Origin of the sequence: Nocardioides sp. J9 (genome assembly GCF_007829375.1) — a bacterium.
Taxonomy (GTDB): Bacteria; Actinomycetota; Actinomycetes; order Propionibacteriales; family Nocardioidaceae; genus Nocardioides.
In genome coordinates this window covers 16,628-28,686 of sequence record NZ_VLJQ01000097.1, presented here as the reverse complement: position 1 = coordinate 28,686, position 12,059 = coordinate 16,628, and the positions used below count along the sequence as shown (strand labels likewise).

The following is a 12,059-nucleotide window of genomic DNA, read 5'->3' as shown; positions in this document are numbered from 1 at the left end:
CGCGAAGCGACCGCGCAGCGGCGGAGCGCAGCGACGTCCTTGACGCCGGGGGCCGGTCGGCTACGGTGCGCGGCCGCCGACACCAACCACGCGACACCAACCACGTCGCCTGACCAACCCCGCCGCCAGAGACGCGACGCCCTCGCGCGCCGTCAGGCGCGGGCGGGCTCGCCGAGGGAGACGGTGCTGAAGTCCGTGGGCGCGGCGTCGAGCTCGGCGCGGACCCGGATGCCGGTGGAGGCGGCGGACATGGGGGTGACCTCGATCGGGGTGGCGGCGAGGGGGCCGGGGTCGGTGGGGGTGTCGGTGAGGGCGAGGCCGCGGGCCTGGAGGGCGGCGCGGGCGGCGTTGACGCGGCGGCCGTCGCCGCGGACCTCGAGGGTGGTGCCGCGGGCGAGGGCGAGGCGGGCGCCGAGGACGGCGGCGGCGTCGCCGTCGGTGTCGTTGGTGGCGTGGACGACGACGGGGGCGTCGTCGTCGGGCAGCGGGGTGCCGGCGGTGGCGACGACCACGGGCGACTCGTTGGCGGCGGCGACGGCGTCGAGGGACGGGTCGTCGGACCAGGCGACGAGACCCTGGGGCTGGAGGACGCCGACGAGCTCGACGAGGTCCTGCTCGACGTCGGCGCTGGGGTGGGCGATGACCCGGACGGGGACGCCGCGCTCCTCGCCGTAGTGGACGAGCACCTGCTGGCGCTCCATGGCGGCGGCCATCTCGGCGAGGTCGAGGGACATGCCGGTGCCGACCTCGAGGGGCCGGCCCTGCGGGGTGAGGTCGGCGATCACGATCTCGGCGGGCCGGGCGCCGCCGAGGGCGCCGACGGCGAGGTCGACGAGCAGGCGGTTGTCCTGGCCGTCGCGGGCGAGGACGAGGATCCGGTCGACGGCCTCCTCCCCCAGCGCGGCACGCTCGGCCTCGGCGATGTCGCGGGCGACCCGGCGCTGCGGGTAGGCGAAGCCGAGGAGCGGGCCGGTCATGACGGTGGTGACCAGGGCCATCAGCACCATCATGGTGAACAGCTCCTCGCTCAGCAGCCCCTTCTCGAGGCCGACGTTGAGGATGATCAGCTCGGTGAGGCCGCGGGTGTTCATCAGCAGGCCGAGGGCGCTGGCCTGCCACGCCGGGACCTTCTGCAGCCGCGCGCCGACGTAGGCGCCGACGTACTTGCCGATGATCGCGACGGCCAGGATCGCGAGCAGCGGCAGGACGTGCTCGACCCCGAGTCCGCGGATGTTCACCTTGAGCCCGGAGACGAGGAAGAAGACGGGCAGCAGCAGGAGCACGGAGATCTGCTCGAGCCGGACCAGGATCTCGTGGCGCAGGGCGGCGGCCTGCTCGTGCGGGATGATCGCGCCGAAGAGGAAGGCGCCGAAGATGTAGTGGATGCCGATCACCTCGGTGGCCGCGGCGAAGAGCAGCATGCCGACGAGGACGACGGTGAGGATGGCCGGGGTCAGCTCCCCGGCCCGGTGGTAGGCCTTCGTCAGCCCGCCGAGGGCCGGGCGGACCACGAAGATCGCGAGCAGCACGAACGGGACGGCGAGGTAGATCGCCCAGCTCGGCAGGTGCCCGTGGCCACCGTCGACGCCGGCGATCGCGAGCACCACGGCGAGCAGGGTCCACGCGATGATGTCGTCGGTGGCGGCGCAGGCGAGCGCGAGGCCACCGGTCTCGGTGCGCTGCATCCTCCGGTCGGTGAGGATGCGCGCCAGCACCGGGAACGCGGTGATGGACATGGCGGCGCCCATGAACAGGGCGAACGGCCAGAAATCCGCCCCAGCGGGCTTGAGGGCCTCCGTGGCGTCGGTGTTGATGAACAGGTACGCCAGGCCGATGCCGAGCGTGAACGGCAGGAAGATCGAGCTGACCGACACCGCGCCGGCGACCTTCTCGCGGCCCTTGACCAGCGAGATGTCGAGCTCGAGGCCGACGACGAACATGAACAGCACCAGGCCCAGGCTGGCCAGGACCTCGAGGAAGGAGCGCTGGTCGACCGGGAACAGGTCGCCGCTGAGCTCCATGCCGAGCAGGCTCGGGCCGAGCATCACGCCGGCGGCGATCTCGCCCACGACCGGCGGTACGCCGACCTTCGCGACCAGCATGCCAGCGGCCCGGGCAACCACGATGATCAGCGCGAGCAGGGCCAGCACGACGGCGAAGTCGAGGACCGCTCCCGTCCCCGGCGACGCCGCGAGCACGGTGTGGTCGAGCATGGGGTCTCCTCCCGGACGTTCGTCGGACGCCCACGCTAGTGGCTGGAGCGGCTAGGCGGAGTCCCATCGGAAGAGTCGCGCCGCCAGCAGCCCCACGACGACCGCGAAGCCGGCCAGGATGAGCAGCGGTACGGCGGCCGCGGCCGGCCCCTCGCCCCGCACCATCACGTCGAGCATGCCCGTGTTGAAGTGCTTGAGCGGCATCAGGTCCGACAGGCGCTGCAGCCAGGTGGGGGTGCCGTCCAGCGGGAAGAACGACCCGCTGAGGAAGGCCATCGGCAGGACCAGGAAGTTCGCCAGGTTGACCGCACCCTCGGTGGTCTTCGCCAGGGCGCCGGCGAGCAGGCCGACCGCCATGAAGCACAGGGTGCCGACCACCACGATCGGGATCGACATCCACCACGACCCGGTGAGCTGCAGGTCGAACGCCGCGGCGCCGAGGCCGAGGAAGACCGCGAGCTGCACCATCGAGATCGCCAGGGTCACCGCGACCCGCGCGGTCACGATGGTGCCGGTGCTGACCGGCGCGAGCTGCAGGCGGCGCAGCAGCTTCGACTGCCGCCMGCCCYGCAGGGTCGCGGCGGCACCGAAGGCGGCGCTCATCGCGATCGCCCAGCCGAGCAGGCCGGGCGTGACGTACTGGATCACCGAGAGCGACTCGTCCTCGACCCGCTCCGCGCTGAAGGAGTACGCCGGCGGGTTGCCCGTCGCTGCGACGTTGGCCCCGTCCACGAAGGCCCGCAGCGTGCCCTGGGTGACGGCGGCCTTCACCTGGTCGGTCTGCGTGTAGTGCGCGACCAGCTCGTCGCCGCGCTGCTCGATGGCCACGTCGGCGTCGCCCTTGCGGACCTCGGTGAGCGCGGCGTCGAGATCGTCCTCCTCGGACACCTCGAAGGCCTCGTCGAACGCGGCGCGGGCCTCCTCCGGCAGCTCGTCGACCAGCGGCACGGAGCCGACCTTGATCAGGTCGACCTTCGGCTGGTCCTGGTTGCCGAGGATGCCGCCGAACAGGACGAGGAACATCAGCGGGAAGATGATGGCGAAGAAGACCGACGCGCGGTCGCGGAGGAAGCCGCGCAGCATCGCCTCCGACAGCGCCCAGAACGGTGTCGACCTCATGCGCGGTACTCCCGCCCGGTCAGGGCCAGGAAGAGGTCCTCCAGGGTGCCGGTCTGCACCGTCACCCCGTCGAGGTGGTCACCCGCCGCGAGTGCGCTGATGACCCCAGCCGGGTCGCGGGTCACCAGCACCACGCCGTCGACGTCCTCGTGGGTCTCCTGGACGCCGGGGATCGCGGCAGCCTCGGCGGCGGTCAGGACGCCGGGCGCGACCGTGATCCGGACCGGCGCGTCGAGGCCGCGGACCAGCGCGGCCGGGGTGTCGAACTGCAGGATCCGGCCGTGGTCCATGACCGCGACCCGGTCGCACAGCACCTCGGCCTCGTCCATGTAGTGCGTCGTCAGCACGACGGTGCGGCCGCTGTCGTTGATCGACGACAGCAGGTCCCACAGGTTGCGCCGGGCCTGCGGGTCCAGCGCGGAGGTCGGCTCGTCGAGGAAGACCAGCTCGGGGTCGTGGACCAGGGCACACGCGATCGAGAGCCGCTGCGCCTGCCCACCGGAGAGGTCCTCGACCCGGGTGGCGGCCTTGTCCGTGAGCCCCACCCGCTCGAGCCACTCGTCGGCCGGGCCCGCCCCGACGCCGTACAGGCTGGCGAAGGTGTGGATCTGCTCGCGCGCGGTGAGCCGTTCGAAGAAGGACGACGCCTGCAGCTGCACGCCGATGCGCGGCTGCAGGCGCGGGTTGCGCGGCCAGACCGGCTCGCCGAGCACCCGCACCTCCCCGCCGTCGGGCTTGCGCAGGCCCTCCACCATCTCGAGCAGCGTGGTCTTGCCTGCCCCGTTCGGCCCGAGCACGCCGACGAACTCGCCCTCGGACACCTGCAGGCTCACGCTGTCGACCGCGGTGAGGTCGCCGTACCTCTTGGTCAGGTCGTTCACGTCAATGGCTGGCATCGACACGACCCTAGAAGGTGGGGAGAGGCCTCTCAAATCCGTTTCAGGCGAGCAGTCCGCGCACCACCCGCAGCCCGACCGACACCTTCGCGAGGTCCGCCGGCTCGTCGGCGCACACCGCGCGCAGGGCGCCGATCGCCTGGTCGACGACGCCGCCGGCGTTGCCCTCCCAGCTCGCCACGCGGCGGGAGGCGAAGTCCTGCGGGTCCTCGTCCGACTCCGGCGACAGCTCGGCGGTCGCGGTGAGCACCTCGCCGGTGAGCTGCGCGTGCACGGCATGCAGGTCGTCGCGCAACGCCGCACGCGCCATCGTCTGCCACTGGTCGGCCCGCGGGAGCTCGACGATCCGCTGCTGCAGCGCGGACACCCCGAGCCGCTCCCCCAGCGTGAAGTGCACGCGGGCGACCTCGGCAGGCGCCAGGTCGGTGCGGTCGGCGATCTCGACGATGTTGAGCAGCGTGTAGGCCACGTCGAACGCCGCCACCCGGGCCGCGAGGTCCTCGGGCACCGACTGCGACTCCAGCGACGAGCGGCGCTTCTCGTACGACGACAGCTCGGCGCCGGTCAGCAGCGACGGGAGCTCGAGCATCGTCTCCTGCACCCGGCCCGCGAAGAACTCCACGTTGGCCTGGCTGTCCAGCGGGGGCCGCCGGTTGGTCACCAGCCAGCGCGAGGCACGCTCGACGAGGGTGCGCATCTCCACGCGCATCCGGGTCTGCAGGCCGGCGTCGAGGACGTTGTCGTACTGCTCCAGCTCGCGCCGCAGCTCCAGCGAGCCGTAGATCTCGCGCGCCACGAAGTTGGCGCGGGTGAGCTCGGCCGGGCTCGCGCCGGTCTCCCCCGCCAGCCGCGGCCAGTAGGTCATGCCGGCTCCGTTGACGAGGTCGTTGACGACCTGGGTCACGATGATCTCCCGACGCAGCGGGTGCGCGCCGATCTGCTCCGGGAAGCCCTCGCGGACCGGCTCGGGGAAGTACGAGCGCAGGTCGAGGTCGAGGTACGGGTCCTCGGGCAGGTCGGAGGCCAGCAGCTCCTCGGCGAGCACGATCTTCGTGTAGGCCATCAGCACCGACAGCTCCGGCTGGGTCAGCGCCCCGCCCGCCTCGATCCGCCGCTTCACCTCGCGGGTCGGCGGCAGTGCCTCCAGCTCGCGGTCGAGCAGGCCGCGGGACTCGAGGTCGCGCATCCACTGCTCGTGCACGTGCAACAGCGACGGGGCGTTCCTGGCGGCGTTGGCCAGGGCGAGGTTCTGCTCGTAGTTGTCGCGCAGCACCAGCTCGGCCACCTCGTCGGTCATCGACGCCAGCAGCTCGTTGCGCTGCTTGGTGGTCAGGTCGCCGGCGAGCACGACCCGGTCGAGGAGGATCTTGAGGTTCACCTCGTGGTCGGAGGTGTCCACGCCGGCGGAGTTGTCGATGAAGTCGGTGTTGATCCGGCCGCCCTCGGCGGCGTACTCGATCCGGCCGCGCTGTGTGAAGCCGAGGTTGCCGCCCTCGCCCACGCAGCGGGCGCGCAGCTGGCCGCCGTCGACGCGGATGGCGTCGTTGGCCTTGTCGCCGGCGTCGGCGTTGGTCTCGGTCGACGCCTTGACGTAGGTGCCGATCCCGCCGTTCCAGAGCAGGTCGACCGGCGCGAGCAGGATCGCCCGCATCAGCTCGGCCGGGGTCATCCGCTCGACGTGCCCGGTGATGCCCAGGGCGCCACGGATCTCGGCGTTGATCGGGATCGACTTCGCACTGCGGCTGAACACGCCGCCGCCCTTCGAGATCAGCGACGTGTCGTAGTCCTGCCAGCTCGAGCGCGGCAGCTCGAAGAGCCGCTTGCGCTCGGCGTACGACGACGCCGCGTCGGGCTCCGGGTCGATGAAGATGTCGCGGTGGTCGAACGCGGCGACCAGCCGGATGTGCTCCGAGCAGAGCATGCCGTTGCCGAAGACGTCGCCGGACATGTCGCCGATGCCGACGACGGTGATGTCCTCGTTCTGGCAGTCGATGCCCATCTCGCGGAAGTGGCGGCGCACGGACACCCACGCGCCGCGGGCGGTGATGCCCATCGCCTTGTGGTCGTAGCCGACCGAGCCGCCGCTGGCGAAGGCGTCGCCGAGCCAGAAGCCGTAGTCCTTCGCGACGCCGTTGGCGATGTCGGAGAAGCTGGCGGTGCCCTTGTCGGCAGCGACGACGAGGTAGGAGTCGTCGGCGTCGTGGCGCACGACGTTCGTCGGCGGGACGTTCTTGCCGTCGACCAGGTTGTCGGTGACGTCGAGCAGGCCCCGGATGAACGTCTTGTAGCACTCGACGCCCTCGGCCAGCCACGCCTCGCGGTCGCTCGGGTCGGGCAGCTGCTTGGCGTAGAACCCGCCCTTCGCACCGACCGGCACGATCACGGTGTTCTTGACCATCTGCGCCTTGACCAGGCCGAGGATCTCGGTGCGGAAGTCGTCGCGCCGGTCCGACCAGCGCAGGCCGCCGCGCGCGACGGAGCCGAAGCGCAGGTGCACGCCCTCGACCCGCGGCGAGTAGACGAAGATCTCGAACTTCGGCCGCGGCTCGGGCAGGTCCGGGATCGCCGACGGCTCGAGCTTCAGCGCGAGGTAGGCCTTCGGGTCACCGTCGGCGTCCTGGAAGTAGTTGGTCCGCAACGTCGCCTGCACGTGGGTCAGGTAGGAGCGCAGGATCCGGTCGTGGTCGAGGCTGGCCACGTCGTCCAGGGCAGCGCTGATCTGGCTGACCAGGCCTTCCTCGCGCTCGGTGCGGCCGTCGTCGGCGCCCGGGTCGAAGCGGGTCTCGAACAGCAGCACGAGCAGCCGCGCCAGCTCGACGTTGTCGACCAGGGCCTGCTCGATCGAGTCGAGGGCGAACGGGCTGTTGCCCTGCCGCATGTACTTCGCGTAGGCGCGCAGCACCATCGCCTGGCGCCAGGTCAGCTGGGCGCGCAGCACCAGCCGGTTGAACCCGTCGACCTCGGTGCGCCCGTCCCACATCGCCCGCAGGGCGTCGGAGAAGAGCTCGCGGGCGTGGTCGGGCATGGCCTCGTGGTAGCGCAGACCGAAGTCGTAGACGTGGGTACGACGGTCCAGGCCGGTCAGCGAGTAGGGCCGCTCGTCGACGACCTCGACACCCATCGACGACAGCATCGGCAGCACGCCGCTCAGCGACAGCGGCTCCCCGACGCGGAAGACCTTCAGCCGGGCCTCGCCGTCCGCGGCGTCCAGGTCGGCGTAGAGCGACTGGTCGATGCCCGACTCGCCCTGGATCGCCTCGATCCGGCCGAGGTCCACCGCCGCGGCGCGGGGGTTGAAGTCCTCCTTGTAGGCCTCGGGGAACGCGTCGACGTAGCGCCGACCGAGCAGCGCACCGACCTCCTCGCCGTACTCCGCGATGACGGCCTGCAGGAAGTCCTCCTGCCACGAGCGGGAGGCGTCGACGAGACGCCGCTCGAGGTCGGCGCTGTCGATGTCGTCGGGCACCAGCTCGCCCTTGGGCAGGTGCACGACGAAGTGCACCCGCGCGGTCGTGGACTCGTTGATGCTCACGTTGAACTCGACGTCCTCGGGGCCGATCCGGCCGCGGCCGATCTGGTCGACGAGGATCTTCACGAACCGCTGGCGGACGCCGGTGTTGTAACGGTCGCGCGGCAGGTAGACGAGCACCGACAGGTAGCGGGCGTAGGTGTCGCGGCGGATGAACAACCGGACCGCCCGGCGCTCGCGCGCCTGCATCGCGGCCTCGACGATCGGCGACAGCTCCTCGACCGGGGTGTGGAAGAGCTCGTCGCGCGGGTAGGTCTCGAGGGTGTCGAGCAGGGCGGCGCCGTCGTGGCTGCGCGCGTCGTAGCCGCTGCGCTCGAGCACCTCGGCGACCTTCTCGCGCAGCAGCGGGATCTGCAGCAGCGACTCGGTGTAGGCCGCGCTGGACAGCAGCCCCAGGAAGCGACGCTCGCCGACGACCTCACCGGCGTCGTCGAAGGTCTTCACGCTGACGTAGTCGAGGTACGCCGGCCGGTGCACCGTCGAGCGGGAGTTGGCCTTGGCCATCACCAGCAGCGTCTTCTCCCGCGCCTTGGCCTTGACCGCCTCCGGCAGCCGGCTGAACGCGACGGAGGTGTCGCCGTCGACGGCCGTCTCGCGCAGGATGCCGAGCCCGGAGCCGGGCACCGGCCGCAGCACGTCCTCGGGCCCCTCGGAGTCCGCCAGCTCGACCTGGTCGAGCACGTACTCGCGGTAGCCGAGGAAGGTGAAGTGCTCGTCGGCGAGCCACCCCAGCAGCTCGCGGGTACGACGCACCTCCTCCGCGTCGAGCGGTGGCGGCTCGGAGGCGAGGCCCTCGACGATGTCGGTGACCCGGGCCTGCATCGCCGACCAGTCCTCGACGGCGGCGCGGATGTCGGAGAGCACCCGGTGGCAGGCAGCCGCGACCTCGTCGTACTGCTCGTCCGGGTCGTCGCTGCTGCCGCCGAGGCGGCCGATCTCGATGTGCATCCACGACTCGCGCACCGCTTCCTCGGACGGCGTCACCGAGCCGGACGCGACCGGCTCCACCGACAGCAGGTGCCCGGCGGCGTCGCGGCGCACGTCGAAGGTGGGGTGCACGACCGTGCGGACGTCGTGGACCATCCGTGCCAGCAGCATCGTCAGCGAGTCGACCAGGAAGGGCATGTCGTCGGTGACGACCTCCACCACGGAGTGCCCGGCCGCGGACCAGCCGTGCTCGGCGACGGTCGGGGTGAACACCCGCACCTTCGCGGTCCCCGGCTCGCGCTCGAGCGCGAGGTGGTGGTGCGAGGCGAACGCGCCGTAGACGTCGATGTCGCTGCGGGCGGCGAGCTCCTCGGTCGCGACGTGGCGGTAGAAGGCCGGCAGCAGCTGCGGCAGGTCGTCACGCGGTGGTCCGCCGGATCCCTTCTGTGGTCCGGCCGCGGCGGCGGCCTGCTCGAAGATGCGGTCACGGTCGGGCCCCGTCGCCGAGGCCGGCAGCGTCGTCGTTGACACCCTCTCAACGTAGGCCGAACGAGTGACCTCGACAACATGCCGCCGTTACCGGCCGGTCACCATCGGCGCCGGGGACGGGTGGGCCATGATGGCGGCCATGAAGTTCCGACGCGAGCTCGCCTACGAGGCGGGGCCGGACGAGGTGTTCGCCATGCTGGCCGACCCCGCGTTCCGCGAGAAGGTGGCCCGGGCGCAGGGAGTGGTGTCCGTCGACGTGACGATCACCCCGACCGCGTCCGGCTTCACGATGGTCAGCGACCAGGTCCAGGACACCGCCGGCCTGCCGGCGATCGCCCGCAAGATCACCGGGGACACCACCCGCGCCGTGGTGCGCGAGGAGTGGTCCGACGCCACGTCCGGCACCATCGAGATCACCGCCCCGGGCAAGCCGACCACGGCCAGCGGCACGGCCTCGCTCGTCCCCGGCAGTGGCGGCACGACCTACGTGCAGGAGCTCGAGGTGACCGTCAAGGTCCCGCTGGTCGGCGGGAAGCTGGAGAAGGTCATGGCCGACAACATCGACGGGGGCCTGTCCGCGGAGCACGCCGTGGGCACCGCCTGGCTGAGGGGAGAACGCTGAGCATGGCAAAGCGACTGGTGCACGAGATGACGTACGACGCGCCGCTGATCGAGGTGGCCGCGATGCTGTCGGACCCCGAGTTCCGGCAGGAGGTGTGCCGCAACCAGCGGGCCACGTCGTACACGGTGGCGATCGAGGGCGACGCCAACGAGAAGGCCGTCCGGATCGAGATGAGCCAGCCGACGGACAAGGTCCCCGGCTTCGCGAAGAAGATCGTCGGCGACAGCGTCACGATCGTGCAGACCGAGGCGTGGTCCAGCGCCTCGCACGCCGACATCCACGTCACGATCCCGGGCAAGCCCGGGGACATGAAGGGCACCGCGGTGCTCGTGGAGAAGGACGGCAGGACCATCGAGACCGTCACCCTCGACATCACGGTCAAGATCCCGCTCGTCGCGGGCAAGATCGAGGACCTGATCGCCAAGCTGCTCGGCTCCGCGCTGAGGGCCGAGGAGCGCACCGGCCAGGCCTGGCTGGCGCGCTAGCGAGCCTCGTCGGGGCCCGGTTCGCCGTCGGCGGACCGGGCCTCCTGCTGCTCCTGCTGCTCCTCGGCGAGCTCCGCGCGGCGCCGGAGCAGGATCACGATCCCGAGCACGACGAACGGGCCGAAGGCCAGGACGATGGTGGCGACCTGCTCGATCGGGTGCAGGGCGCCGAGGTGCTGCGGGATCACCCCGTCATCGTCGCACGCGACGGAACGGGTCAGTCGCGGGCCTTGGGCTTCGCGCGCGGGCCGCGCCGGCCCCGCGGCGCACGCTCCCGCGACGCCGTGGACAGGTCCAGCAGCTCGTCGAGGGCCTCGCGCACGCACGCGCCCAGCAGCTCGGCGTCCGGGATCCAGTCGCGGTCCGCGGTGATGCCGTAGAACACGCCGCCGTCGTACGACGTCACGCCGATCGCCAGCGGGTGCCCCGCCGTCAGCGGCGGCACCGGGAAGCTGGCCAGCATCCGCGCGCCGGCGGCGTACAGCGGCGCCTGCGGCCCGGGCACGTTGGTGACCGAGAGCTGGTAGCCGCGGCGCAGCTCGGTCGCGGCGACCCGCGACCCGATCGCGTGGAAGGTGGTCGGTGCGAAGCCGGCGATCCCGGCGAGCCGGTTGGCGGCGACGCTGCGACCCGTGTCCTTGTGCGCCTGGAAGGAGTAGGACACCTGGTGCAGGCGCACCACCGGGCTCGCCTCCCCGATGGGCAGGTCGACGAAGTGGGCGGCGATCTGACTGCCCAGCGAGGTGGCCTCGAGCTCCTCGTCGATCACCGAGACCGGCACGACGGCGCGGACCTGGCGCAGCCCGCCCATCGACTCCGAGCGGGTCATCAGCCACGCCCGCAGCGCGCCGGTCACCGTGGCGAGGATGACGTCGTTGACGGTGCCGCCGTGGGCCTGGCGCACGGTGCGGTAGTCGGCGAGCTTCGTCTCGACCGTCACCACCCGGCGCTGCTGCGAGAGCGGGCCGTTGATCACGCCCCGCTGGCGCTTGGGCCGCCGGCCGGTCGCGGCGGCGACGAAGGAGCGGACCCGCTCGCTGCGCCGGTCGGCCTCGCGGGCCACGGCGCGCGAGCCGGTGCGCACCGAGTCCAGCAGCACGCCGGGGTCGGTGAGGTTCTCGCGGACGGCGCCGCTGAGCAGCGCGGCGGGGTTGGGCGAGCGCCGCGGCGCCCAGTCGTCGGGCTCGAGCTCGCGGGACTCGGGCTGGAGGTCGAGCAGCAGCTGGCCGAGGTCGACGGTGTGCACACCGTCGACGAGCGCCTGGTGGGTCTTGGACAGCAGCGCGACCCGGCCGCCCTCGAGGCCCTCCACGAAGTAGATCTCCCACAGCGGCCGGCTGCGGTCGAGCGGGCGCGAGACGATGCGCGACACGAGCTCGAGCAGCTGCGCCGACGTACCGGGGCGCGGCAGCGCCGAGCGGCGCACGTGGAAGCCGATGTCGAAGTTCTCGTCGTCGACCCACACCGGGTTGGCGAGGTGGCCGGGCACCGACTGCAGCCGCTGGCGGTAGCGCGGCACGAACGCGATCCGGTCACGGATCAGCTCGATCAGCCGGGCGTGGTCGAACGCCCCCTCCCCCTCGCCCGGGTCGAAGATCTCGATCGTGGCGTTGTGGAGAGGCGTCTCCGGCGTCTCCTCCGCCAGGAACGTCAGGTCGCGCGGACGCACCCGATCCACCACGTCGTCCTCCAACCTGTCGGCGACCCCCGGGGAACCTCGGGCGACCGGCCCCATCCGGCCGCCTTGGGGTCTGCATGAGATTCTGGCAGAGACCCGGG

At 71.9% G+C, this 12,059-nt stretch carries 8 protein-coding genes; 2 read left to right on the top strand and 6 right to left on the bottom strand.

The features are described 5' to 3' along the window. Positions 1 to 152 precede the first annotated feature (152 nt). The 4 genes from L615_RS16695 to L615_RS16680 are packed head-to-tail and all read right to left on the bottom strand — an operon-like array spanning position 153 to position 9,215. A complete protein-coding gene (locus L615_RS16695; protein ID WP_145725800.1) occupies positions 153 to 2,213 on the bottom strand; it encodes a cation:proton antiporter in 2,061 nt (686 codons plus the stop codon). 51 nt (positions 2,214 to 2,264) lie between these two features. Next, the gene (locus tag L615_RS16690) at positions 2,265 to 3,332 is read right to left on the bottom strand and encodes an ABC transporter permease (RefSeq protein ID WP_222430590.1); all 1,068 of its coding nucleotides are present in this window, start codon (positions 3,330 to 3,332) and stop codon (positions 2,265 to 2,267) included. Continuing rightward, positions 3,329 to 4,228, bottom strand: coding sequence for an ABC transporter ATP-binding protein (locus L615_RS16685; RefSeq protein ID WP_145725799.1), 900 nt, complete (start codon positions 4,226 to 4,228; stop codon positions 3,329 to 3,331). Before L615_RS16685 ends, L615_RS16690 begins: the two co-directional genes overlap by 4 nt. Before the next feature lie 43 nt (positions 4,229 to 4,271). Further along, the gene (locus tag L615_RS16680) at positions 4,272 to 9,215 is read right to left on the bottom strand and encodes an NAD-glutamate dehydrogenase (RefSeq protein ID WP_145725798.1); all 4,944 of its coding nucleotides are present in this window, start codon (positions 9,213 to 9,215) and stop codon (positions 4,272 to 4,274) included. Between the two features lie 97 nt (positions 9,216 to 9,312). Here L615_RS16680 and L615_RS16675 point away from each other — a divergent pair, with 97 nt between their 5' ends. Next, positions 9,313 to 9,795: a DUF2505 domain-containing protein gene (locus tag L615_RS16675; RefSeq protein ID WP_186449901.1), complete on the top strand. Its 483-nt coding sequence runs from the start codon at positions 9,313 to 9,315 to the stop codon at positions 9,793 to 9,795. 2 nt (positions 9,796 to 9,797) lie between these two features. Next, positions 9,798 to 10,280 (top strand): DUF2505 domain-containing protein, encoded by a 483-nt coding sequence (locus L615_RS16670; RefSeq protein WP_036518965.1) that lies wholly within the window; start codon positions 9,798 to 9,800, stop codon positions 10,278 to 10,280. On the opposite strand, the gene L615_RS16665 is transcribed toward L615_RS16670, so the two are convergent. Continuing rightward, positions 10,277 to 10,468 carry a hypothetical protein gene (locus tag L615_RS16665; protein WP_145725796.1) on the bottom strand — a complete coding sequence of 64 codons (192 nt, stop codon included), beginning with the start codon at positions 10,466 to 10,468 and terminating at the stop codon, positions 10,277 to 10,279. The two genes, L615_RS16670 and L615_RS16665, sit on opposite strands and share 4 nt — an antisense overlap. Positions 10,469 to 10,497: 29 nt before the next feature. Further along, the gene (locus tag L615_RS16660) at positions 10,498 to 11,958 is read right to left on the bottom strand and encodes a wax ester/triacylglycerol synthase family O-acyltransferase (RefSeq protein ID WP_261376742.1); all 1,461 of its coding nucleotides are present in this window, start codon (positions 11,956 to 11,958) and stop codon (positions 10,498 to 10,500) included. Between the last annotated feature and the right edge of the window lie 101 nt (positions 11,959 to 12,059).